23 protein-coding genes and 1 pseudogene are annotated in these 23,617 nt (G+C 65.1%); 11 read left to right on the forward strand and 13 right to left on the reverse strand.

From position 1 onward, the window contains the following. Positions 1–253 precede the first annotated feature (253 nt). Positions 254–1,579, forward strand: a complete 1,326-nt coding sequence (salA, locus tag NFG58_RS02370) for a salicylate 1-monooxygenase (protein ID WP_348827529.1) — start codon at positions 254–256, stop codon at positions 1,577–1,579. Positions 1,580–1,658: 79 nt separating this feature from the next. Beyond that, on the forward strand, positions 1,659–2,981 hold the full coding sequence (locus NFG58_RS02375; RefSeq protein ID WP_348827530.1) for an aromatic acid/H+ symport family MFS transporter: 1,323 nt from the start codon (positions 1,659–1,661) through the stop codon (positions 2,979–2,981). Between the two features lie 214 nt (positions 2,982–3,195). On the opposite strand, the gene adhE is transcribed toward NFG58_RS02375, so the two are convergent. Continuing rightward, complete coding sequence (gene adhE, locus NFG58_RS02380) at positions 3,196–5,979, reverse strand: bifunctional acetaldehyde-CoA/alcohol dehydrogenase (RefSeq protein WP_348827531.1); 2,784 nt, start codon at positions 5,977–5,979, stop codon at positions 3,196–3,198. A gap of 542 nt (positions 5,980–6,521) precedes the next feature. Here adhE and NFG58_RS02385 point away from each other — a divergent pair. The 4 genes from NFG58_RS02385 to NFG58_RS02400 all read left to right on the forward strand — a co-directional run bounded on the left by NFG58_RS02385 (position 6,522) and on the right by NFG58_RS02400 (position 10,208). After that, on the forward strand, positions 6,522–7,985 hold the full coding sequence (locus tag NFG58_RS02385) for an aldehyde dehydrogenase family protein (protein WP_348827532.1): 1,464 nt from the start codon (positions 6,522–6,524) through the stop codon (positions 7,983–7,985). 166 nt (positions 7,986–8,151) lie between these two features. Continuing rightward, positions 8,152–8,349 carry a hypothetical protein gene (locus tag NFG58_RS02390; RefSeq protein ID WP_045991360.1) on the forward strand — a complete coding sequence of 66 codons (198 nt, stop codon included), beginning with the start codon at positions 8,152–8,154 and terminating at the stop codon, positions 8,347–8,349. Between the two features lie 174 nt (positions 8,350–8,523). Next, positions 8,524–9,273: a carbonic anhydrase family protein gene (locus NFG58_RS02395; RefSeq protein WP_348827533.1), complete on the forward strand. Its 750-nt coding sequence runs from the start codon at positions 8,524–8,526 to the stop codon at positions 9,271–9,273. 185 nt (positions 9,274–9,458) lie between these two features. Then, positions 9,459–10,208, forward strand: coding sequence for a hypothetical protein (locus tag NFG58_RS02400; protein ID WP_052704223.1), 750 nt, complete (start codon positions 9,459–9,461; stop codon positions 10,206–10,208). Between the two features lie 224 nt (positions 10,209–10,432). Here the strand turns inward: NFG58_RS02400 and NFG58_RS02405 are convergent, their stop codons facing one another. Then, positions 10,433–11,278 carry a TIM44-like domain-containing protein gene (locus tag NFG58_RS02405; protein WP_045991358.1) on the reverse strand — a complete coding sequence of 282 codons (846 nt, stop codon included), beginning with the start codon at positions 11,276–11,278 and terminating at the stop codon, positions 10,433–10,435. 138 nt (positions 11,279–11,416) lie between these two features. Between NFG58_RS02405 and NFG58_RS02410 the strand changes: the two genes are divergently transcribed. Continuing rightward, positions 11,417–11,998 (forward strand): isochorismatase family protein, encoded by a 582-nt coding sequence (locus NFG58_RS02410; protein WP_213230076.1) that lies wholly within the window; start codon positions 11,417–11,419, stop codon positions 11,996–11,998. Between the two features lie 125 nt (positions 11,999–12,123). On the opposite strand, the gene yaaA is transcribed toward NFG58_RS02410, so the two are convergent. Continuing rightward, positions 12,124–12,900 carry a peroxide stress protein YaaA gene (gene yaaA / locus NFG58_RS02415; RefSeq protein WP_045991356.1) on the reverse strand — a complete coding sequence of 259 codons (777 nt, stop codon included), beginning with the start codon at positions 12,898–12,900 and terminating at the stop codon, positions 12,124–12,126. Positions 12,901–13,071: 171 nt separating this feature from the next. Then, the gene (locus NFG58_RS02420) at positions 13,072–14,103 is read right to left on the reverse strand and encodes an NADP(H)-dependent aldo-keto reductase (protein ID WP_348827534.1); all 1,032 of its coding nucleotides are present in this window, start codon (positions 14,101–14,103) and stop codon (positions 13,072–13,074) included. A gap of 258 nt (positions 14,104–14,361) precedes the next feature. Here NFG58_RS02420 and NFG58_RS02425 point away from each other — a divergent pair. Both NFG58_RS02425 and NFG58_RS02430 read left to right on the forward strand, forming a co-directional pair. Further along, positions 14,362–14,817: pseudogene (locus NFG58_RS02425) on the forward strand (sel1 repeat family protein); the annotation flags it as partial. Between the two features lie 336 nt (positions 14,818–15,153). Next, positions 15,154–15,660 (forward strand): hypothetical protein, encoded by a 507-nt coding sequence (locus tag NFG58_RS02430; RefSeq protein ID WP_108131597.1) that lies wholly within the window; start codon positions 15,154–15,156, stop codon positions 15,658–15,660. Positions 15,661–15,886: 226 nt separating this feature from the next. Here the strand turns inward: NFG58_RS02430 and NFG58_RS02435 are convergent, their stop codons facing one another. From NFG58_RS02435 to NFG58_RS02465, 7 genes are all read right to left on the reverse strand, one after another. Next, the gene (locus NFG58_RS02435; RefSeq protein ID WP_108131193.1) at positions 15,887–16,855 is read right to left on the reverse strand and encodes an NAD(P)H-quinone oxidoreductase; all 969 of its coding nucleotides are present in this window, start codon (positions 16,853–16,855) and stop codon (positions 15,887–15,889) included. A 66-nt stretch (positions 16,856–16,921) separates the two neighbouring features. Beyond that, entirely contained in the window at positions 16,922–17,473 is a 552-nt protein-coding gene (locus tag NFG58_RS02440; RefSeq protein ID WP_348827535.1) for a TIGR00730 family Rossman fold protein, read from the reverse strand. Positions 17,474–17,527: 54 nt separating this feature from the next. Continuing rightward, entirely contained in the window at positions 17,528–18,049 is a 522-nt protein-coding gene (locus NFG58_RS02445; RefSeq protein ID WP_045991352.1) for a DUF501 domain-containing protein, read from the reverse strand. After that, positions 18,033–18,347, reverse strand: a complete 315-nt coding sequence (locus NFG58_RS02450; RefSeq protein WP_045991351.1) for a hypothetical protein — start codon at positions 18,345–18,347, stop codon at positions 18,033–18,035. Before NFG58_RS02450 ends, NFG58_RS02445 begins: the two co-directional genes overlap by 17 nt. Positions 18,348–18,510: 163 nt before the next feature. Then, positions 18,511–18,978: a Cys-tRNA(Pro) deacylase gene (gene ybaK, locus NFG58_RS02455; protein WP_222568287.1), complete on the reverse strand. Its 468-nt coding sequence runs from the start codon at positions 18,976–18,978 to the stop codon at positions 18,511–18,513. Positions 18,979–18,980: 2 nt separating this feature from the next. Continuing rightward, complete coding sequence (locus NFG58_RS02460) at positions 18,981–19,385, reverse strand: thioesterase family protein (protein WP_045991349.1); 405 nt, start codon at positions 19,383–19,385, stop codon at positions 18,981–18,983. 144 nt (positions 19,386–19,529) lie between these two features. Next, complete coding sequence (locus tag NFG58_RS02465; protein WP_045991348.1) at positions 19,530–20,333, reverse strand: hypothetical protein; 804 nt, start codon at positions 20,331–20,333, stop codon at positions 19,530–19,532. Between the two features lie 62 nt (positions 20,334–20,395). Between NFG58_RS02465 and NFG58_RS02470 the strand changes: the two genes are divergently transcribed. Next, entirely contained in the window at positions 20,396–20,731 is a 336-nt protein-coding gene (locus NFG58_RS02470) for a hypothetical protein (RefSeq protein ID WP_261391961.1), read from the forward strand. Positions 20,732–20,739: 8 nt separating this feature from the next. Here the strand turns inward: NFG58_RS02470 and NFG58_RS02475 are convergent, their stop codons facing one another. Then, positions 20,740–21,174, reverse strand: coding sequence for a hypothetical protein (locus tag NFG58_RS02475; protein ID WP_045991372.1), 435 nt, complete (start codon positions 21,172–21,174; stop codon positions 20,740–20,742). 83 nt (positions 21,175–21,257) lie between these two features. Here NFG58_RS02475 and NFG58_RS02480 point away from each other — a divergent pair, with 83 nt between their 5' ends. Next, complete coding sequence (locus tag NFG58_RS02480) at positions 21,258–22,442, forward strand: PatB family C-S lyase (protein ID WP_222568285.1); 1,185 nt, start codon at positions 21,258–21,260, stop codon at positions 22,440–22,442. A gap of 107 nt (positions 22,443–22,549) precedes the next feature. Here the strand turns inward: NFG58_RS02480 and NFG58_RS02485 are convergent, their stop codons facing one another. Then, positions 22,550–23,494 carry a co-chaperone YbbN gene (locus NFG58_RS02485; RefSeq protein WP_348827536.1) on the reverse strand — a complete coding sequence of 315 codons (945 nt, stop codon included), beginning with the start codon at positions 23,492–23,494 and terminating at the stop codon, positions 22,550–22,552. Positions 23,495–23,617 lie beyond the last annotated feature (123 nt).

Raw genomic sequence — 23,617 nt, forward strand, 5'->3', positions numbered from 1 at the left:
CCAGGGGGCGACATTGGCCAGAATAGCTCGGCGAGTTTGCCTCAGTATGCCGTGAGAACGTGGCGATCCACGGTTAGACCTAAGTCCACCCCCGCAGGCTGAAATCCGGCGCAACCAGCTGACGTGGCGCCATATTCATACGGTTGATGGGAGACATGATCGTGGCTTTGTGGAGCCAAGGGGGGCGTCTTTCTAAGGTGGGGTCTCTAGATGGCTCGCCCCATGTCGAGACGACCTTCAGAGGAGCTTCACCATGACCCAGCCTGATCAAGCCTCCCAGCAAACAAACGCCTTCTCGCACGCTCGTCTGAGGGTGGCGGTCGTCGGCGGTGGCATCGGTGGCGTGGCCCTGGCCATTGGCCTTGGTCGCGCCGCGGACCTGGACGTTCGCCTGTATGAAGCGGCCAACGCCTTCTCCGAGATCGGCGCCGGCGTCTCCTTCGGACCCAACGCGGTGCGTGCCATCGAGCGCCTCGAGCTCAAGGCGCCGTATTCCGATATTGCCGATGGCTCCCCTGCGCCCTTCGAGGATGTCTGGTTCGAGTGGCGGCGCTGGCATGACGACAACTACCTGACGGCCTCCCTGGCCCCCGGTTGCGGGCAGTCATCGGTGCACCGTGCCGACTTTCTCGATGCCATCGTGGCCCATCTGCCGGAAGGTATCGCCCAGTTTGGCAAGCGCCTGGCGTCCGTCGATCAGGACGATCACGGGTGCCGACTTGAGTTCACCGACGGCAGCCACGCCGAGGCCGATATCGTGATCGGCTTCGATGGCATCAAGTCGGTGGTGCGCGAGCACGTGTTGCCTCCGCAGGAGTACGGCTATCTGGGGCCTCGCTACAGCGGCACCGAGGCCTATCGCGGGATGATCGAGACCAGCGCCCTGGCCCAGGCCTTCGAGGCGGCCGGCGTCGAGCCGCGCCTGGCGCGGGTGCCGCAGATGTACCTGGGCCCGGATCGCCACCTGCTGACCTTTCCGGTCAAGGGGGCCGAACTCGTCAATGTGGTGGCCTTCGTCACCGATCGCCGCGCCACGCGCTTCACGCCGGCGGGGGACGCGCCTTGGGTGGTCGAGACCAGCCAGCAACAGATGCTCGATGACTTCCCCGGCTGGGGACCGGCGACCCGGACGATTCTCGGGCTGATCGAGGCGCCTACCCGCTGGGCGCTGCACGATATCGCGCCGCTGCCGCACTACCGGCGCGATCGGGTCCTGCTGGTGGGAGACAGCGCCCACGCCATGCTGCCCCACCAGGGGGCGGGTGCCGGACAGGCGCTGGAAGACGCCTATGTGCTGTCTGAGCTGCTTGCCGACCCGCGCTGTGATCGTTCCAGTGTCGAGGACGTCTTGGCGGCCTTCGAGACGGTGCGACGGCCTCGTGCCAGCCGAGTGCAGACCACTTCCTTCGAGGCTGGAGAGCTCTACGAGTACGCTGCGCCGGGAATCGGTGATGACGAGGCGCGTATTGCCAGAGAGCTGGAGCAGCGCTTCGACTGGCTGTGGCAGCACGACCCCGAGGACGACGTGATCGCCTCACACCGGCAGTTGGGCTGGGCAGAGGCGAAAGCCGAACGCTGAGCGCTGAGCGTCCTTGCGGCCGTGGGCCCAACCTTCGGATCGCAACGCCTTCACAACGACAACAATACAGGAGGTCTCCATGACCACCACCGCTGACGAGTTTCTGGCCGAGCGACGCTTCGGTCGCTTTCAACGCCACCTGCTGATCTGGTGCTCCCTGATCATCGTGTTCGATGGCTACGACCTGATCATCTATGGTGTGGTGCTGCCATTGGTGATGGAGCAATGGCAGCTGACCAGCATCCAGGCGGGCCTTCTGGGAAGCTCTGCACTGCTTGGCATGATGGTCGGCGCGATCACCTTCGGCACCCTGGCCGATCGCCTGGGCCGCAGGGTGATCATCCTGTCGTGCCTGGCGCTGTTCAGCGTGGTCACGGTGATCAATGGCCTGGCCACCACCCCGACCCAGTTCGCGGTGTGTCGCTTTATCGCCGGATTGGGGCTTGGCGGGGTGATGCCCAACGTGGTCGCGCTGGTCACCGAGTATTCACCGAGGCGGCTGCGTACCACGCTGGTGGCGATCATGTTCAGCGGCTACTCCATCGGCGGCATGCTGTCAGCGGGCCTCGGCATCCTGATCGTGCCTCGCCTGGGCTGGGAGGTGATGTTCTTCCTGGCGGGGGTGCCGCTGCTGTGCCTGCCGTTCATGTGGCGCCACCTGCCGGAGTCCCTCGACTATCTGGTGCGCAAGGGACGCCATGAGGAGGCCGAGCGTATCGCTCAGCAGCTGACACGGCAGGAGGGCCTCGATTCCATCCCGCGCCTCGCGGCCAGCGAGGAGGCCGACGCCAAGGCGCCGGTCGCCGCGCTGATGCAGCCCCAGCGCCGCGTCAGCACGCTGATGTTCTGGTTGGCCTCCTTCATGTGCCTGCTGATGATCTACGCCCTCGGTTCCTGGCTGCCGACACTGATGACCATGGCCGGCTATCCCATCGGCAAGAGCCTCGGCTTTCTGCTGGTGATGAACCTTGGCGCCATTGCCGGCGCCATCGGTGGAGGACTGGCGTCCGACCGGCTGTCGCCACGGCTGGTGCTGATCGTGTTCTTCGTTGCCGGCTCCTGCGCCCTGGCGCTGCTTGGGCTGAAGAGCTCGACGCTGGTGCTCTATGCCCTGGTTGCCGTTGCCGGCGCGGCGACCATCGGCGCCCAGATCCTGATCAACGCCTACGTCGCTCAGTACTACCCACCGGCCATTCGCTCCACCGCGGTGGGATCGGCGCTGGCGGTGGGCCGCGTCGGAGCCCTGGCGGGGCCGTTGGTCACCGGCATGCTGCTGTCGCTGTCGTTGCCCCACGCGGTCAATTTCGCCGCCTTTGCGGTGCCGGGACTGATCGCACTGGTGGCGGTGTCGCTGATCGGACGCCCGTCCACGGCAACGACCGCCTCGCCGCACACCGGCTAGACGACGGGGCCGCACCGTGCAGCTGGACCGGCAGTGAGATCCGCTGGTCCAGCACGCGGATGACGCCCTGAATTCAAACAACAAGTGAAACCCCCGCGAGATCGCTCTCGCGGGGGCTTTGGTAATGGGTCGCTTGCGCTTGACGGTCGATCAAGACCGTCAGGCGGACCCCTTTCGATCAAGCCCTGCCAAGGGCTCTGGCGCTAGCTTGGGCTCAGGCGTCGGCCTTCTCCTTTTTCACCTTGCGGCCAGCCGCCTTGCCGGCGGGTATGCTCGCTTCGTCCCTGGCGTTCTGTCGGACCTTTTCCGGGGCCTTGTCAGGGGCATTGGCAGGCGTCCGGGCAGGTGCTCGCGCTTCGCTCTTCTTGATCACGGTGGTGCCGGCGAAGGTCTCGCCCTCTACATAGACCTCCCCGTAGTAGGACGCTCGTAGCACTTCCTTGAGCTCGCTGATCAAGGGGTAGCGCGGGTTGGCGCCGGTGCACTGGTCATCGAAGGCCTCTGCGGCCACTTCATCGAGCTTGGCCAGGAAGTCGGCCTCGGGGACGCCGGCTTCCCTGATCGAGGCGGGGATGTCCAGCTCGCGCTTGAGCTCATCGAGCCAGTTGATCAGTCGCTCGACCTTCTGGGCGGTGCGGTCGCCGGCCTGGGGCAGCCCCAGGTGATCGGCGACCTCGGCGTAGCGGCTGCGCGCCTTGGGCCGGTCGTACTGGGAGAAGGCGGTCTGCTTGGTCGGGTTGTCGTTGGCGTTGAAGCGCACCACGTTGGTGATCAGCAGCGCATTGGCCAGGCCATGGGGCAGGTGGAACTCGGCGCCGAGCTTGTGGGCCATGGAGTGACACACGCCGAGGAAGGCATTGGCGAAGGCCATGCCGGCGATGCTGGCGCCGCTGTGGACCTTTTCGCGGGCCACGGCGTTGCGCTCGCCCTCACGGTAGCTGGCAGGCAGGTACTGTTTCAGCAGCTTCAGCGCCTGCAGCGCGTGACCGTCGGAGAACTCGTTGGCCAGCACCGAGACGTAGGCCTCCAGCGCGTGGGTCACGGCGTCATAACCCCCGAAGGCGGTCAGCGAGCGGGGCATCTTCATCACCAGGTTGGCATCGACGATGGCCATGTCCGGGGTCAGCTGATAGTCCGCCAACGGGTACTTGATGCCGGTGGCGTCATCGGTGACCACCGCGAAAGGCGTGACCTCGGAGCCGGTTCCGGAGGTGGTGGGGATGCACACCAGGCTGGCTTTTTCGCCCATGGTGGGGAACTGGTAGATCCGCTTGCGGATGTCCATGAAGCGCATCGCCAGATCCTGGAAGTGCACGTCCGGGTGCTCGTACTTGACCCACATGATCTTGGCGGCGTCCATCGGTGAGCCGCCGCCGAGCGCCAGGATCACGTCGGGCTGGAAGCTGGCCATGGCCTCGGCGCCCTTGTCGATGATCGACATGGTGGGGTCGGCCTCGACGTCGTAGAAGGTGTGGACCTCCATGCCGAGTCCCTTGAGCAGTGCCATCAGCTCATCGGCGTAGCCGTTGTTGAACAGGAAGCGGTCGGTGACGATAAAGGCGCGCTTCTTGTCCTTGAGGTCGGTCAGCGCCACCGACAGGCTGCCGCGACGGAAGTAGATCGATTCGGGGAGCTTGTGCCACAGCATGTTTTCCGCCCGGTTGGCCACGGTCTTGGTGTTGATCAGGTGCTTGGGACCTACATTTTCGGAGATCGAGTTGCCGCCCCAGGAACCGCAGCCGAGGGTCAGCGAGGGCGCCATGTCGAAGTTGTACATGTCGCCGATGCCGCCGTGGGAGGTAGGGATATTGACCAGGATGCGCGCGGTCTTGAGGCGGTCGCCGAAGTAGCGGATACGCGACTGCTGAGTGTCCTGGTCGGTGTAGAGCCCTGAGGTATGGCCGATGCCGCCAAACTCGACCATGGTGCAGGCCTGGTCCACCGCGTCCCCGAAGGAACTGGCGCGGAACATGCCCAGTGTCGGTGACAGCTTTTCGTGGGCAAAGGCGTCGTCGATGCTGACCCGTTCGCCCTCGCCGATCAGGATCTTGGTGTCGGCCGGCACCTCGATGCCGGCGAGTCCGGCGATGGTCGCCGCCGACTGGCCGACGATGGCGGCATTCAGCGCGCCATTTTTCAGAAGCACCTGACGGACCTGGTCGGCCTCGTCGGCGGACAGCAGGTAGGCCGCGTGGGAGGCGAAGCGCTCACGTACCTCGTCGTAGACCTCATCGAGTACGATCACCGCCTGCTCCGAGGCGCATACCACGCCGTTGTCGAAGGTCTTCGACATCAGGATCGAGGCCACCGCCCGCTTGATGTCAGCGCTTTCGTCGATCACCACCGGCACGTTGCCGGCGCCCACACCGATGGCCGGCTTGCCCGAGGAGTAGGCCGCCTTGACCATGCCGGGCCCGCCGGTGGCCAGGATCAGGTTGATGCCCTCGTGCTTCATCAGGGCCTCGGACAGCGCCACCGAGGGCTGGTCGATCCAGCCGATGATGTCCTGTGGTGCGCCGGCGGCCACCGCCGCCTCCAGCACCAGCTTCGCGGCAGCGTTGGTGCAGTGACGTGCGCGTGGGTGGGGCGAGAAGATGATGCCGTTACGGGTCTTCAGCGAGATCAGCGCCTTGAAGATGGCGGTGGAGGTGGGGTTGGTGGTGGGGATGATGCCGCAGATCAGGCCCACCGGCTCGGCGATGGTCATGGTGCCGGCTTCATCGTGGGTAGCGATGACGCCGCAGGTCCTGTCGTCCTTGTACTTGTTGTAGATGAACTCCGAGGCAAAGTGGTTCTTGATCACCTTGTCCTCGAGCACGCCCATGGCGGTCTCTTCCACCGCCTGGCGGGCCAGCGGTATGCGGGCCTGGTTGGCGGCAAGCGAGGCGGCGCGAAAGATCGCATCGACCTTCTCTTGAGAGAAGCTGGCAAAGACCCGTTGCGCGGCCTTGACCCTGGCGACGAGGGCGTCGAGTTCAGCGAGGTTGGTAACAGCCATCATTGGCCTCCAGTAACATGACAAAGGAAAGAAAAAGCGACCTGCGAAACCTCCTTGGCGTGTGCAGCGCCTGTTGCTCGGAGCTGGGCATGTGCCTGGCTCGGGCGTCGGCGAGCCTAGGGCTTGGGCGTCGGCGAGCGTCGGGCTCGGGCGTCGGCGGGCATAAGGCTCGGGCGTCGGCGAGCATAAGAAGCAAAGCGGCTTGAAAAGTGGCTTGATGTCTTCCCGTCGAGATTCAGTCTATGGCTGTCTCGATTCAGCTCTGCTGACAGGGGTCAGTTTTGTCGCCGGTATTCCGCTGATTCGAACATCATGATGATCGCAAGCATCAGCTCAGCCTATCCGTGGGCTGGGGTAGGGAGGGCGCTTCAGCCGAGCCCCCTGTGGAGGAGAGGTAGACTCCACCTCGGTCAGGAGAGGCCATTGGCAATAATGTCAGGACACAAATCGTCACTCCGACGGGTCTTGCGACCCGAGTGATGGTTGACTAGCCTTGTGTGACGATAGTTGGACGAAAGCTATACAGAACGAAAGGAGTCGTTATGTGGAGCCTCAAGGATCTTCATCTGCAGCCGATCGCCGGTGAATGGAGGGCTGGAAGTTCCGGCGAGTCGCTCAAGGTGATGGACCCCTACCACCAGAAACAACTGGTGGAGATCACCCAGGCAGATTGCTCCGACGTCGAGCGTGCCTTTGATGCGGCCGACCGAGCGCAACGGCAGTGGGCGGATACCAGCGCTACCCATAGAGCGGCTGTACTGCGCCGTGTCGCCGAACTGATGGAAGAGCGCAAGGATGAACTGGTCGAGTGGCTCATCCGCGAGTCGGGCAGCACTCGCATCAAGGCCGAACTCGAGTGGAACAATGCCTGGGAGATGTCGCTCGAAGCCGCCGCCATGGCCACTCGCGTGCAAGGTACCACTGCCGCTTCGAGCGTCCCGGGCAAGGACCATAGGGTCTATCGCAAGCCGCTGGGCGTGATTGGCGTGATCAGTCCCTGGAACTTTCCCTTCCACCTGACCCAGCGCACCATCGGCCCCGCCCTTGCGCTGGGTAACGCCGTGGTGCTCAAGCCTGCCAGCGATACCCCCTTGACCGGTGGATTGCTGCTGGCACGGCTTTACGAGGAAGCGGGGCTGCCGAAGGGGCTCCTCAGTGTTCTGGTTGGTGCCGGCAGCGAGCTCGGCGACCCGCTGGTCGGACATCGGCTCGCCAAGCTTATCTCCTTCACCGGTTCCACCGAGGTGGGCCGACAGATCGCCAAGGGGGCGGTCGGCGGAGAACATATCAAGCCAGTGGCACTGGAACTCGGCGGCAACAGTCCCTTTGTGGTGCTCGATGACGCTGACATCGATCGGGCCGTACGGGCGGCGGTGGTCGGCAAGTTCATGCATCAGGGCCAGATCTGCATCGCCATCAACCGTATCATCGTCGATGCGTCGATCCACGACGCCTTTGTCGAGCGCTTCGTCGAGCGGGTCAAGGGGCTCAAGGTCGGGGACCCCTCCGACGCAGATACCGTCATCGGACCGATCATCAACGATCAACAGCTAGACGGGCTGAAGGACACCATCGACAGGGCCCGGGAGTCTGGTGCCCGGGTGGCGCTCGAGGGCTCTCTTGAAGGCCCTTGCCTGCATCCCTGGGTGTTCAGCCATGTCAGCGAGGAGATGGACCTGGCCTGCAACGAGATATTTGGTCCGATCGCCGGCATCATCAAGGCCGACGGTGAGGCCGAGGCGATACGCATCGCCAATGCCACCGAGTATGGCCTCTCCGCAGCGGTCTTCAGCGGTTGTCCGGCGCGCGGCGAACGGGTGGCACGCCAGATAGAGTCGGGAATGGTGCACGTCAATGACATGCCGGTGAACGACGAACCACACATGCCGTTCGGTGGTGAGAAGAATTCCGGGATCGGCCGCTTCAATGGCGACTGGGTGCTGAACGAGATGACAACCGTGCAATGGGTCAGCGTCCAGCACGAGCCTCGCGACTATCCCTTCTGATGGTTTCCCTCGGATACGGTGCGAAGCGCGTGCCGCCTGCTAGAGTCAAGTAGACTTAGGGTTGTGGATTGAACCCTCTGTGAGCGTCCCTGGACCCTGGCCAGGGTCAACCGACAGCGCTAGGGTGAAAGGGAATCACGACCAACGTCTTAGACAAGGAGATGTTATGAAAAACAGCATGATGCGTCGTTTCGGAATGGCTTTCGTGATCGCGATGATGGCGGGTGGTCTGGCCGCCTGCGAAGAGGAAGGCCCTGCCGAGCAGGCCGGCGAGGAAATGGATCAGGCGGTCGAGGATGCCGGTGAGTCCATGGAAGACATGGGCGAAGAGATGGAAGAGTCGGCCGAGGAAGCCACCAACTGATGTGACAGGCGTCACCGTCAGCGGCGCTATGCCGAGAGAGGCAGCGTGAAGGACGGGTCTGCTCACACTGACCTTGTGGGTCGGTGATGGCGCCTGTCTTCGCCGCTGAGGAGTATCAGGATAAGAGGTCTGTCCCCAGGGGCAGGCCTTTTCTGTGTGCAACGGAGTTGTTTCATGATCAAGCGGATCAAGATCGCGGCGGCACTGAGCGGCCTGATGATGTCCCAGGCAGTGATGGCCGCCGCGCCCGAAACGTCACACTGGTCCTACACGGGAGACACGGGACCTGCCTACTGGGCTGACATCGACGACGACTTCAGTATGTGTGGCCTGGGTCGCAACCAGTCGCCCGTCGATATCGATGGCGCTATCGATGCCGAACTTCCACCGCTACAACTTGACTACGCGACCACCGGGACCAGGGTCTTCAACAATGGCCACACGGTGCAGGTAGCCTCCCCCGAGGGCAACACGCTGACGCTTGATGGGGATCTCTTCATCCTGCAGCAGATGCACTTTCACGCGCCTTCCGAGCACACGGTAGACGGACGCCGGTTCCCGCTGGAAGCGCATCTGGTGCACAGCGACAAGGACGGCAACCTGGCGGTAGTCACGGTGCTGTTCGAGCAAGGCGAGGAAAATGCAGCATTGCGCTCGCTTGCCGATAGCCTGCCAGATACCGCCAGTGAACGTGCCGACGTAACCGATACCGTGAACTTCACGCAGATGTTGCCGGCCCAGCATGACTACTATCGCCTGAACGGTTCCTTGACCACTCCACCCTGCTCCGAAGGCGTCCGCTGGGTGATCATGCAGAGCACGCAGGATATTTCATCTGATCAGGTCGAGTCGTTCTCTGCTGCGATCGGGGACGCCAATAACCGGCCGCTGCAGCCTCTGAATGCCAGAGTGCCACTCAAGTAGTTCCGTCGCTCGACAACACCTTGTCACATGGTGATAAGCATCGCTCCCGGACGTCGTCGGCGCTGCTGCGCTGGGTCCGGGCCGGCACTTGCATGGCATCATTGATGCCGTCGGTACTAGCCAAGTCGCGATTGTCACTCTAATGTAAACGGGGAAGTTACAAATTTTTCTCCTGGAGGTGCTTCATGAAGCAAGGAATGTTTCGTCGTCTGGCCCTGGCCAGCGCTGTGGCGTCCATGATGCTGGTACTGGCGGGTTGCGAGGACGACGCGGCCGAAGACGCTGGCGCTCAGGTGGACGATGCACGCGAAGCGGTGGAAGAGCAGGCGCAGGAGACCGCCGCCGAAGCGGAGCAGTTGGCCGAGGACGCCGGAGAGGCGATGAGCGAGACCGCCGACGATGCCGAGCAGGCGATGGATGAAGCCGCCGCCGAAGCGGAGCAGCAGGCCGAGGACGCCGGAGAGGCGATGAGCGAGACCGCCGACGACGCTGAGCAGGCGATGGATGAAGCCGCTGCCGATGCCGAACAGCAGGCCGAAGAGGCGGAGCAGGCGATGGATGAAACTGCTGCCGACGCTGAACAGGCGATGGATGAAGCCGCCGCCGATGCCGAGCAGCAGGCCGAGGACGCCGAGCAGGCGATGGACGAAACCGCTGCCGATGCCGAACAGCAGGCCGACGAGGCTGCCGCAGGAGCCTCCAACCTGGTCGACGACGCTCAGGAAGCGCTGGGTGATGCTGCCGATGCCGTGCAAGAGCAGGCCAACGAGGCCATGGAGGGCATGAGCAATCTGGCAGAGGACGCCCAGAATGCCCTGAGCGATATGGCCGGTGACGCCGAACAGGGGGCCGATGCGGCTGCCGAGAGCGCGGGTCAGGCGGTCGAGGAAGCCGGTGACGAGGTCGAGCAGGCGACCGACGAGGCGGCCCAGTAAGTCGAACCTTCTGGTCGGGGCTTTTGCTCCGGGCGTCGGTTCTACAGGCCCGGTTTGGTCAGGCTTGGCGCCTTCATGGCGCCTTCAGACGCACCCACCGGCCCTTGAGCCCGTCAGAAACACAAAAAGGCCGAGATCCAGGATCTCGGCCTTTTTGTGTTGCCTATCTGTGGGCTGGGTGGCCATCACTGCCCGCCGCTGAGGGCGGCAGGCAGCGACGATGATCAGCCGTTCTGCTCGATGCCCTGGATGTACCAGGGGGCATCGTCACGCATTTCGCGGATCAGGTGCCAGGTCTCGTTGAACTCGGTTTCGCTGCCGTTTTCCTTGAGCACGCCGTGGAACAGCACCCGCGCCTCGGCCTGGTTGGCGAACTCCTGAACGCCGCCGAGCTCCGCAAACAGGCGCACGATTTCGGTCTGGTTGTTGGCCGGCTCCTGGGCCCGCTGTTCGCGCAGCAGGTTGTAGAGTTCCGGCGTCACGTACTCCTGGATGCGCGGCAGGTCGTTGTTGTCCCAGGCCCGCTGAAGGGTCATGAAGTGCTCCTTGGCACCGCCGAGGAAGCGTTCACGGTCGAACCAGGCGGGGTCTCCCTGAGGCCCTCCGGTCTGAGTGCCTGCGCTGTGGGCACCAAGACCTCCCGCGGAGCCCGGCATGTTGAACGGTGAGCTCTGGTGCTGTTCACGGTGCATGCCGGATGAACCGCCTCCCGCCGATGCGGTGGCCGTGCGCCGCCGTGCCAGCAGCTTGAACAGCAGGAAGGCCGCGCCTGCCATCAGCAGCAGGTCGACCATGCCGAGGCCATCGAAGGCGCCGCCGAAGAACAGCGCGCCGAGCAGGCTGCCGGCCAGCAGACCGCCGAGCATACCGCCCATCAGGCCGCTCTTCTTGCCGGCGGTCGGGGCGGCGTTGGGACGAGCGGTGTTCTGTGACTGGGTCGCACTGGGGCTGGCCTGGCGCGAGTAGGAACCAACACTCTTGCCGCCACCCAGGCGGCGGGCGTCGGCGCTGTCGACGGCAAGGCCGAAGCCCATCACGCCGACAAGGATCATCACGAGAAGGTGACGCATCGAAGACATCTCCGTAGTTCGGCCTGCATTGGCCAGTCTGGGCCTTTGACCCTGGTGGTCAGAGGCACGTCGCTCGTCCATTCTAGCGATAACGGGCGCCGCGGGAAGCCGTGTACAACGAAAAGTCGAGGAGACCCCATGCTGATCGAACGTAGTGACAGTCTGCTGCTGGTGGTCGACGTGCAGACGGCATTGATGCCGGTGGTGGAAAGAGGGGATCAGGCGATCACCGAGATCGGCTGGCTGGCGGCCGTGGCAGAGCGCCTGGAGGTGCCCGTGTGGGTGACCGAGCAGTATCCTCAGGGGCTCGGGGCGACCGAGCCGCGACTGAAATGTGCCCTGCCACAGAGCACCCGCTGGTTCACCAAGAGTCACTTCAACGCCTGCCGGGAGCGCGATATTGCACAGGCCTTCGAGGTGGCTGCGCCGCGTCAGGTCGTGATTGCCGGGGCCGAAGCCCATATCTGTGTGCTGCAGACGGCACTTGGCCTGCTGGAACGGGGTGTCGAGCTGTTCTGGCTGGTCGAAGGCTGCGTCAGTCGCCGCAGCGATGAGGCCAGACTTGCCGGCGAGCGCGCAAGACAGGCCGGCGCCTGGCAAGTCAGCGCCGACATGGTGGCCTACGAATGGCTGGAACGCTGTGACGATGCGACCTTTCGCGAGGTGCATCGTGAACTGCTGCGCCCCAGGGCGTCCCGGCCGCTGCGGCTGGCGCCCTGAGGATCACAGCTGGCGCGCCAGCCAAGCCAGACAATAAAGCCACGCCTTCATGATCGCTGAAAGGTGGCACCGTGCACCGATCTGCGGCGCACGGACGAGCGCTACCGGCGTAGCGGCGGCGCGACTCAGGCGGGGTTGTCGCGGGTGAACACCAGGGTGCCACCCTCGGACTCGGCGGCGTTGAAGCGGTACCCGGCCACGTCGAAGTCCTTGAGCCCTTCCTTGTCGTCCAGGCGTTGCTGGATCATCCAGGCGGCCATCAGTCCCCGGGCCTTTTTGGCGTAGAAGCTGATGATCTTGTAGCGATCGTTCTTCCAGTCCTTGAACACCGGGGTGACCACTTCGGCCTTGAGCTTTCTGGCATCGATGGCCTTGAAGTACTCGTTGGAGGCCAGGTTGACCAGCACAGGTGTTCCGCTCTGTGCCACCGCCCGGTCGAGCTCCTCGGTCAGCAGCGGCTTCCAGAAGGCGTAGAGGTCCTTGCCCTTGGCGTTTTCCAGACGGGTGCCCATTTCCAGGCGATAGGGCTGGATCAGATCCAGCGGGCGCAGCAGGCCATAGAGGCCCGACAGGATGCGCAGATGATCCTGGGCGAAGCGGTTGTCGGCTTCATCGAAGGCGTCGGCCTGCAGGCCGACGTAGACGTCGCCCTGGAAGGCCTGGGCGGCGACCTTGGCGTTGTCCGGAGTGAACGGGGTCTGCCACTGTCCGAAGCGCGCCGCGTTGAGTCCGGCGATCTTGTCGCTGACGCCCATCAGCTCCGAGATGCGGGCCGGGCTGTAGTCGCGCAGGATGTCGATCAGCTCGCGGGAGCGGTCGAGGTAGTCGGGCTCGCTGTGGATATCGGTGGTGGCCGGGGTCTCGAAGTCCAGCGTCTTGGCCGGAGAGATCACGCTGAGCATGGGCGTGCTCCTGATGTCAGGTAGGGAAAATTGGCAAGTGGCCGTCATTGTACCAAGCCCCGCCGCCGCTCGGGACGAGGGCGAGGCTATGGACGCCATAGTAAAGAGGGCATGCCTGCCGGCAAGGGCAGGCGTTGTTCTCTGCTTGAGGCCGGGAGGGGCGAGGCCGCTTCAGGGGCTTGGGTTGGGCAGCCTGTGATGGATGGCCTCGATGCCTTCGATGACGTCGTCGGCCAGCACCAGGGACTCCGAGGCGAGGTTGCTCTCGAGCTGCTCCATGGTGGTCGCGCCGATGATGTTGCTGGTCAGGAAGGAGCGCGAGTTGACGTAGGCCAGCGCCATCTGGGCCGGGTCCAGGGCGTGCTCGCGGGCCAGTTCGACGTAGGCCCGGGTGGCATCGATCGCCTGATCGGAACTGTAGCGGCTGAAGCGGTCCCACAGGGTCAGGCGGGCGCCGGGCGGACGGGCGCCATCCAGATACTTGCCCGACAGCACGCCGAAGGCCAGCGGCGAGTAGGCCAGCAGTCCTACCTGTTCGCGGTGAGCGATCTCGGCCAGCCCCACCTCGAAGGTCCGGTTGAGCAGGTTGTAGGGGTTCTGTATCGAGGCGACCCGCGGCAGGCCCAGGGACTCGGCCAGTTGCAGGCAGCGCATCACGCCCCAGGGTGTCTCGTTGGACAGACCCACGGCACGTACCTTGCCGGCATCGACCAGTTCCTTGAGGGCCGACAGTGTCTCTTCCAGATCGGTGGCCTGCTCGTCCTCGTCGTGGTTATAGCCCAGGCGACCGAAGAAGTTGGTCGAACGGTCCGGCCAGTGCAGCTGGTAGAGATCGACGTAGTCGGTGTTCAGGCGTGCAAGGCTTGCGTCGATGGCCTCATGAAGATGGGCGCGAGTCAGGCGAGGTCCGCCGCGGATGTGCTTGATACCGGGGCCGGCAGCCTTGGTGGCGATGACCACGTCGTCGCGGCTTTGGCGGCCCTTGAGCCAGGAGCCTACATAGCTCTCGGTCAGTCCCTGGGTGTCGGCCTTGGGCGGCACCGGGTACATCTCGGCGGCGTCGATGAAGTTGACGCCGAAGGCCACCGCGCGGTCGAGCTGGGCATGGGCCTCGGCCTCAGTGTTCTGCTCGCCGAAGGTCATGGTTCCAAGGCACAGGCGACTGACGTCGATGCCGGTGTTGCCAAGGGGACGGATCTGCATGGGGACTCCTTCTGGTAGGCCTTTGTCAGGGGGGCGCAGCGCCGCCGCCGGACCGTTTTTGCTGCAAAGCATCGAGATGGTACCTTTGGCCGATAGGGGTCGCCAAATCCCGGGGGTTGAGTCCGTATCGGGCCAGGCGTATGCTTGCCACCCCGTTGCCGCGGAGGAGTCCGTGGCACCGTCGATTCAACAGGAGATCGCCCGCGACACAGGAGGTGTCCGGTCCGACTTCCATCCTTTGGACTCAAGGTTGTTGCCATGCAGCAGGCATCGTCACTGAAGACGCGGCTCGAGTACCGTCTGGCCCAGCAGTTGTTTCACACTCGCTGGTTGCCCCGCTCGCCGCGAACCCAGAGGCTGACCATGCGTCTGTTTCAACGCTGTGCGGACGCCGGACACCCGGCAGCACTGTCGTTGTACGGGCACATGCTGTTTCACCGGTCACGGGCACCCCAGGACAAGGCACGCGGCGCTCGCTACGTGCTGCAGGCCGCCCATGGCGGGGACGTCAGGGCGCAGTACCAGGCAGGCCAGATACACGAACATGGCTGCGCGCTGTACCCGGCGCGCCACGACCACGCCGTGACCTGGTACGCCCGGGCCGGGGAAGCGGGTCATGCGTTGGCGGCGGCGCGCCTGGAGCGCGCCTACCGGGATGGTGAGCTGTCGCTACCGGTGGATCCAGAGCGTGCCGCCTACTGGGCGGTGCTGGCTTCTGCAGGACAGCCCTCGTCAGGGCAGGCCTCGTCAGAGCAAACCTTGGCACGGCAGGCCTCGCCAGGTTCGGCCAATAGCGCCCTGGCCAATGGACAGCCTGTTCCGGGGCAGTCCGCCAGGCAAGACGGTGTCACGCTGGACAAAGCGGAAGCCCAACAGCGACACTAGAGGTATCAGGCGCGGCGGTTGGGTCGCGCACGGGTCCCGGTGAGGCCGAGACGAGCGGCGGTTCAGGATTCCCTGGCCGCCGCTGGTAGTTTGGGCCTCGGGTACGGTTTTCGTTGTCGGGTGACGTCGGGGAGGCGTTTTGGCCGACTGTCACGACGAGGTTTGCTGCCTGTGGTGTTACCGACTCTGCTGGATATCGAAGCCTCTGGATTCGGGCGCGGCAGCTACCCGATCGAGATCGGCCTGGCGCGGCCGGACGGCAGCTGCTGCGCCTTTCTGATTCAGCCCCTCGAGGAATGGACCCACTGGGATCCCAAGGCCGAGCTGCTGCACGGGATATCCCGGGCCCGGCTCGAGCGCGAGGGCTATCCGGTACGTCACGTCGCCCGTTGGCTTAACGATGAGCTGCACGATATCGGCATCGCCTACAGCGATAGCTGGGGGTACGACAACACCTGGATGTCGCTGCTGTTTCACCACGCCGGCATGATCCCCGCCTTCCGCCTGGAAGCGCTGCGGCGGTTGCTCGACGAGACCCAGATGGCGATGTGGAGCGACATCAAGGAGTCGGTGATCGAGGAGCGGGGCATCCAGCGCCATCGCGCCGGCGAGGACGCCCGGCTGCTGCAGTTGACCTTCGCCCGCACCCAGGAGCTCAGCGCGCGCCGCTGACGCTCACTGTTTATCGCTCTCGCTGACGCTCACTCTTTCTCGCGTTCTTTCTCGCACTCTTTGCCGCGTTCTTTGCCGCGCTCTTTGCTTCGCCATGGCGCCGCTCTATGTGGCGCCGCTCTCTATGGAGCTGTTGGGAGCCTGCCTACCTGAACAGTTACCCACAGCCGGTCCGACTGACCGTCTGTGGATAACGTGCGCTGGTGTGAACCTTCAGGGAGCGAGATCAATCGGCGGCGACACGCAGCAGCAGCTTGCCGGTGTTGGCATTGTCGGCGAGGTGCTGGTGGGCGGCCTCGACCTCCTCGATGGGCCAGTCGGCGTCGATCAGCGGAGCGAGTTCGCCGCGCTCGAGCCTTGGCCATACGTGGCGAGCGAGTTCACCCAGAATCCTGCCCTTGTCTTCCGGTGACCTGGCCCGCAGGGTCGAGCCGATCAGGCGCTGGCGCTTCATCAGCAGGCGGCCGATATCGAGCTCGGCGTGGCGTCCGCCCATCAGCCCGATCACCACCATTCGTCCATCGGCGGCCAGCACCCGTTGATTGTCGGCCAGATAGCTGGCCCCCACCGGGTCGAGGATCAGGTTGACCTCGCCGAATGCCTTGACCGCCTCGACGAAACTGCCCTGGTGGCGGTTCCAGCCCGCCCTGGCACCCAGCGACAGGCAGCGCTTGAGCTTTTCATCGCTGCCCACGGTGACAAAGCAGGGGTGACCGAACTCGCGGCACAGCTGGATCGCGGCGGTACCGACGCCGCTGGCGGCGGCGTGCAGCAGCACCTGTTCGCCTTCGGCGAGTTGGCCTTCGATGAACAGGTTCAGCCAGGCGGTGGCGTAGACCTCCGGCAGGGCGGCGGCCTCGCGCAGGCCAAGGCCATCGGGCACCGGCAGCACCTGGCGTTCGTCCACGCAGACCTTCTCGGCGTAGCCGCCACCGGCGAGCAGCGCGCACACTTGCTGCCCAACCTGGAGCTTTTCGACCTCGGGGCCGAGCGCCACCACGCTACCGCTGACTTCCAGTCCCAGCACCTCGGAGGCGCCTGGGGGCGGCGGGTACTGACCGGCGCGCTGCATCAGGTCGGCGCGATTGACGCCGGCCCAGGCCACCTCGATATGCACTTCTCTGGCCTGGGGGGCGGGGAGATCGTCGGTGGACCGCCAGATCAGGCGGTCGCCGTCTTGCTGCATGGCGTACATCGGACATCCTCCATGATGAAATGAGAGGTCGACGAGGCGGCTGAGAAGCCGCCTGGACGCAGGAGCCTAGCGCTTGTCCAGGCGGGCCTCGAGCGCCTCCAGCAGAGCGTCGGGGTTGGCTGCACTGATCAGGGTATCGAGCGTGGCGGTGTCGAGAAAGCCCTGCTCCACCCCAGCGTGGAGGAACGTAAGCAAGGGGCGATAGAAGGCGCAGGTGTCGAGAATGCCGATGGGCTTGGCGTGCAGCCCCAAGTAGCGCCAGGTCCAGGTCTCGAAGAATTCCTCCAGGGTGCCGATCCCGCCCGGCAGCATCACGAAGGCGTCGGCGTTGGCCGCCATCTGGGCCTTGCGCCCGTGCATGTCGCCGACACGAACCAGTTCGGTCAGGCCATCGTGGGCCAGCTCCCGGTCCACCAGGTGGTGGGGCATGACCCCGATGACCTGGCCTCCGGCCTCCAGGGTGGCATCGGCCAGCGCGCCCATCAGGCCGACACTGGCGCCACCGTAGACCAGGCCATGGCCGCGTTCGGCCAGGCGCCGGCCGAAGGCGCGGGTATCTTCGAGAAAACGGGGATCTTCGCCCTGGCGTGAACCAAGATAGACACAGATCTGGGCCATGGAACGTTCTTCCTGTCGCGGCGTGAAGGGGGAGAGCGCTTGTCTGCGAGCAGCTCAGGGCAATAGATCGATGATGCCGTAGTGCTCGTCGACCCACTGGCCGATCACATTGTTGCCGCACAGGTGATGGGCGTACTGGGTGTGCAGGCAGCGCACCTGATCGTGGTTGGCGATGCCGCCGATGCCGCGTTCACGCAGCACCTTGTCATAGCCCAGACGCTCGACCTCGGCACGCTGCTCGGCGCTCATGTGCGCCCAGCGGGTGGCGATGTAGTCCTGGTGGCTTGCATGGTAGGCCGCACGGAAGTCGTCATCCTCCTTCAGCCGGGCTTCCAGCGACTTGATCACGCCGGCTGCCTCGATCCGTGACAGCTCCACCTTGAGCAGCTCGGAACTCAGCCAGAACAGCGTGGGAAACGGCTTGCCGTCGACGATCGGGGCCATGCGCAGCACCAGCGGAGTGCCTTCGCCGTCGGTGGCGGCAAGGGCCTCGATGCCGCGGGGCTCGCGACCGAGCTGCTCGGCGATGATCGCCGTCTGGGCGGCATCGGGGGGCGTGTCAGGACGGATCACCATCGGGGTTGTCTCTTACGAATTTGGTGGAGCGCCCCACCGCGCGAAAGAAGGCACGATTGAGCTGTTCCGGGGTGGGGACGTAGGCCTGCTCGCGCTCGATGAACTCGGCGCCGCGTGCGATCAGCACGTCGTAGAGGCGATTGAACGGGGCATCATAATCGTAGGGATCGGCGCCGAACAAGCGAATGTGCGGATAGTCGGCGAAGCGCTCGAGGAAGAAGGCTTCCAGGCTGGCCTCGGCGGCGCGATGGCGGACCTTGTCGTCCGGGTCCAGCCACAGGGTGTAGCGGATCGCCATGGGCACCTCTGGTGTCGATATGGCTCCACCCTAGCATTTTTGCCATTTTGACGCTTGTTCGGCCGGTTTTTAACCGGGAACGGGGCTGTCTCGAAGGGCTAGCTCGAAAGGCTGTCTCGAAGAGCTATCTTGAAACGCTATCTCGAAGGGCTATTTCGAAGGACTATCTCGCCAGCGCCACCACCTGGGCATCGGTCAGCGCGATCAGGTCGTCCGGGGCCAGGGTGATTTCCAGGCCGCGGCGTCCGCCGCTGACGTGGATCTGGCTGTGGCCGTGACAGCTGTCATCGATAAAGGTGGCCAGACGCTTCTTCTGACCCAGCGGGCTGATGCCGCCGACCACATAGCCGGTGGCTCGTTCGGCCGCTTCGGCCTCGGCCATGGCGGCCTTGCGACCCTCGGCCGCCTTGGCCAGGGTCTTGAGGTCGAGCTTGCGCGATACCGGCACGATGGCCACCACCAGGCGCTGGCCATCGATGCTGGCCAGCAGGGTCTTGAACACCGCCGCGGGGTCCAGCCCCAGCGCCTCGGCCGCCTCCTCGCCGTAGGCCGGCGAGCGCGGGTCATGCTCGTAGCTGAGGGTGGAAAACGGTCTGCCGGCCTTTTCCAGCGTCTTGACGGCAGGGGTCATGGTCAGGCGATCTCCGGTTCGTGAAGGTGCTCCATCAGGGCTTCGCGCAGCTCGCCTTCAATCGGCACTGCCTTCTTGGTCTGGTGGTCGAAGTGCACCAGCACGGTGTGGCCGAGATTGGTCAGCTCGCCCTTCTGGTGGGCTTCCTGGGTCACGGTGAAGGAGCTGTTGCCCAGGCGTGACAGGTAAGTGCGAACCTCGATGTCATGGCCATAGTGGAGTTCGGCGCGATAGTCGATCTCCATGCGTGCCATGATCAACCGCCACTTGGCCGGGTCCAGGTCCGGGGTGAACAGGCGGAAGAGGTCATTGCGTGCCAGCTCGAACCAGGCCGGCAGGCGGGTATTGTTGACGTGACCGAGGGCGTCGGTGTCGTAGAAGGCGGGCTCGATGGTGCGGGTCAGCATAGGGCGTTCTCGTTTGTTGTGGTGGCGATGTGGTGATGTCAGGGTTTCAGGATTATCCCAAGCAAGCGCTAGGTCAAGATGCGGGCGTCGGCGCGCCCGTCTTGGCTCAACGCTTGGCTCAGCCTTTAGCTCAGCCCTTGTCTCTCAACTTCGGCGGCCTGCCCACCACTGCTGCACACGCATCCACGACAACAGCCACAGGGTGGCGGCGGCGAAGCCCAGCAGGGTGCCTGGCCACAGGCCGAGGCTTGCGTAGGTCAGTGACACCACCAGGGCGTAGCACAGAAGCGAGCCCAGGCCCGCAGGATAGTGCTTGATGACCGTGGCCACTGGCGCTGCCCCCTGGGTCAGGTGGAGGATCACCAGGAACGGGTACATGGTCACCGGGAACGCCGCCATGACCCCGGCCCAGGCGCTCGGCACCACATGGGCGAGGCCGGTGATCAGGAAGATGATGCCCGCGGCGAGCCCTGCCCGAAGCGCCAGCGCCGGCCAGGAGAAACCGCCCTTGGGGGTGGCCTTGACGTCGGGGACCCGGCGATAGAGCCAGGTGAAGACGATGATGGCGGCCAGGGTGGTGAGGGTGCCACCGAGGCGGCTGAAATCGACCTGGGTCAGCAGGCTGCTGGCGGCGAGCCAGGCGGCAAGGCCTCCCGCGGTTCCCTGGGCCACGCCCTTGAGCCCGTCACCGCGTGCGGCCAGCAGGTAGCCGCCGCCCAGTGCCAGGGTCGCGGTGAAGCCGGCCAGGGTGTGTACGGCGCTGTCGCTGGCGAACTGGGGCGACAGCTCCAGGCCAATGAAGAACAGTGCGATGGCGGTGCCCAGCGGGTAGCCGGAGAGCAGGCCGGCGACCCGGGTGCTGACCCGCTCGGCGATGACCGACAGGCCGAGCACGACGCCGACGGAGATAAGCAGTTTGGCCAGTTGCCAGTGAAGGGGGACGTCCATGAGGGGAGGGGGTTCCTTGGGTTATCGTAGGTATCTGGTGACCAGGTTCAAGCGAGATGACCATGACCGAGCTGTCGCCGCCCCCGAGGCCAGAGCGCTGCGAGCTGTGCGCGCGAGGGGCGCCCCTGACCAAGCATCATCTGATACCGCGTTCGCTGCACGGCAAGGCGCGCTATCGCAAGCGCCACGATCGCGTCGAGCGCCTGACGACGATCCTGTGGGTGTGCCACGGCTGCCACCGCCATCTTCACGCGCTGCTGAGCGAGCGTGAGCTGGCCGACCATTATCGCAGCCGCGAGGCGCTGCTGGCACATCCGGAGATTCGTTCCTTCGTCGAATGGCTGTCGACCAAGCCCGACGGCTTTCGGCCGAAGCGGCCGACCCGGCGGCGTCGTTAGTGCGGTGCCTAGACCAGCCTGAGCCCCTGGCGATCAACCCAGGCGGCGGTCACCGCGGCAGCCAGCGGTTGGCGAAGGTGTTCCGGCAGGGCGTCGACGGCGGCGTCGCGGCTGTCGAAGGCGCGATTGCGCAGCCAGCAGTAGGCCCAGGCGCAGGCCTCGGGCTCATCGCCGGGTGTCGGCCGCGCAGGCATCTGGACCAGCAGGAACAGCGCGGTACGCACCGCCCAGTGGGGTGGGATCTCGTCGTTGTCGGCGGCGGCCCAGCGCTCCAGTGTGGCGCCGTCCGGGGTCTCTCCCGGGTCGCCGAGGCCGGCGACCCGGGCGGTTTCTGCCAGGATCAGCGCCAGGCGATCGGGGTCGCCGCGTCCAAGCGCCAGCCACTGGCCGATCAGGGCAGGCATTCCTCGGCATACCTTGGCGAAGAATCCGTGATGCGGCATGGTGCTTGTCATGGGGGAAGCGTCCTTCAAGTGCTTGGCCAGGGTATCCTGGCAACCGACCAGCCATCGTCAGGGAGATGACCATGAAACCCGATTTTGCCACGCCGATCGATCGACGACAGCCCCGCGGTGATGATCGTTCGCCACATTGGCCGTCACAGAAGTGGCACCGCCACGGTGATGACGTCCTTCCGCTGTGGGTCGCGGACATGGACTTCCGCTCGCCCGAGGCGGTGGTCGAGGCGCTGTCGGCGCGCATCGATCACGGCGTCTTTGGCTACGGTCTGGTGGCGGAAAGTCTGGAACAGACGCTGATCGACTGGAGTGCCACCCACTATGGCTGGGACATCGAGGCCCGCTGGCAGCACTGGCTGCCGGGGGTGGTACCGGCGTTGCACCTGGCGAGCCTGGCCTTTACCGAGCCTGGCGATGGGGTGCTGACGGTGACGCCTATCTATCCGCCGTTCTTGCAGGTGGCCAGGCGCACCGGGCGCCTGCCCCAGCAGGCAGCCATGCGCCCGCCCCAGGCGCCGGGCGAGCCCTGGACGCTGGACCTCGAGGCGCTGGAGGCGGCGATCACCGAGCGGACCCGGCTGCTGTTGTGGTGCCAGCCCCACAACCCCACCGGACGAGCCTGGCGCCGCGACGAGCTCGAAGGACTCGCCGAACTGGTCGAGCGTCATCAGTTGATCGTGGTTTCAGACGAGCTGCACTGCGACCTGCTGCTCGACGAAGGAGCGCGCCACCAGCCCCTGGCCGCCGCCTTCCCGGCGCTGGCCGATCGCATCATCACCCTGTGGGCGCCCTCCAAGACCTTCAATCTGGCTGGGCTGACTGCCGCCTGCGCGATTTGCCCCGACGCCGGCCTGAGAAAGCGCTTTCGTGATACCGCCAAGGGATTGATGCCGGACGCCAATGTGCTCGGGCTGGTGGCGGCTGAGGCCGCCTATCGCCACGGCGAGCCCTGGCGCCAGGAGTTGTTGACGGTACTGCGTGGCCACCGCCAGACGCTGGTCGAGCGCGTCGCTGGCTGGCCCGGCGTGGGCTTCAGCGCCCCCGAATCGACCTATCTGGCCTGGCTCGATCTGCGCCAGTCGACCCTGGGTGGCGAGGAGTCGCCGGCCAAGGCATTGCTCGAGCGAGCCGGGGTCGCGCTGTCGGATGGCGCCGACTTCGGCTGGCCGGGCTTTGCGCGGCTCAATTTCGGCACCACGGCCACCCAGCTTGACGAGGCGCTGGCGCGCCTGGACCAGGTGCTGGGCGGCTGAGTGGCGCTGGCGTAATAACCTCAACAACGAAAACGGGGCCCTCGAAGGGGCCCCGTTTTCATCTTTTTTAGGCGATGAGCGGCAAGGCGCTCGACGTCTCGATCCCCTCAGTAGAGCAGGGCGAACAGCTTGCGGCGGTAGCTCACCGTCAGCGGATGATCGGCGCCGAGTGCGTCGAACACCCGCAGCAGGGTCTTGCGCGCCAGGTCGTCACCGTAGGCACGGTCGCGCTTCATCACTGCCAGCAAGCCTTCCAGGCCGGGTTCATAGTCACCGTCGGCCACCTGGCGCAGCGCCCTCAGATAGTTGGCCTCGCTGTCGTCACGCCCCTCCAGGGCGGCCAGGGTCTCGGCGTCGGGCGCTTCTTCGCCGAACTCGATGCTGGCACGAACGCCGCGGGCCTCGGGACCGTCGCGGTCTTCCGGAGGTAGCGCGTCAAGCAGGGTGCGCGCTTCGTCATTGCGACCTTCCGCCACCAGCACTCGGGCCATCTGGATCTGGTAGGCCAGGTGGTCGGGGTACTGCTGCGTCAGCTGCTGCAGGATCTCCAGCGCGGTGGCGGTGTCGCCCGCCGCCAGGGCCTGCTCGGCCTGTTCTTCGGGGCTTGCCGGAGCATCTTCCGGGGCCGGGAAGTAGCGGCCCAGCCACTCGCGAATTTCCTTTTCCGGCAAGGCGCCCTGGAAGTGGTCCACCAGACCGCCCTGACTGATCAACTTGACGTCGGGTACCGAGCGTACGCCGAGCTGGCCGGCGATGTCCTGGTTGTCGTCGATGTTGAGCTTGGCCAGCAGGAAGGTGCCGGCGTATTTGCGGGTCAGCTTTTCCAGCACCGGCATCAGGTTCTTGCAGGGCTCGCACCAGGGGGCCCAGCAGTCCAGCAGCACCGGGATGCGCATGGACAGCTCCAGCACCTGCTGAATGTTGCTGCGGTCGACGTCGAAGATCAGGTCGCTGTCGGCCGGCCCCTGGGACGCCGCGGCGGCACCCAGGGCGGGTTCGCTGCTCGGATCGCTGCTCAGAGGTTCGCCTGTACGAGGGTCGACGATGGGCATGGGACACAACCTTGTCAAAAGTGAATTGCCCTAAAGATGCGGGCGACGGCCACCGACTTCAAGGCGCCTGCCGATACGCAGGTTGTATTGTCGAGGCGCTCGCGATGTTCGAGGCTGGGCACC

The organism is Halomonas sp. RT37 (assembly GCF_040070525.1).
Classification (GTDB): domain Bacteria; phylum Pseudomonadota; class Gammaproteobacteria; order Pseudomonadales; family Halomonadaceae; genus Halomonas; species Halomonas litopenaei.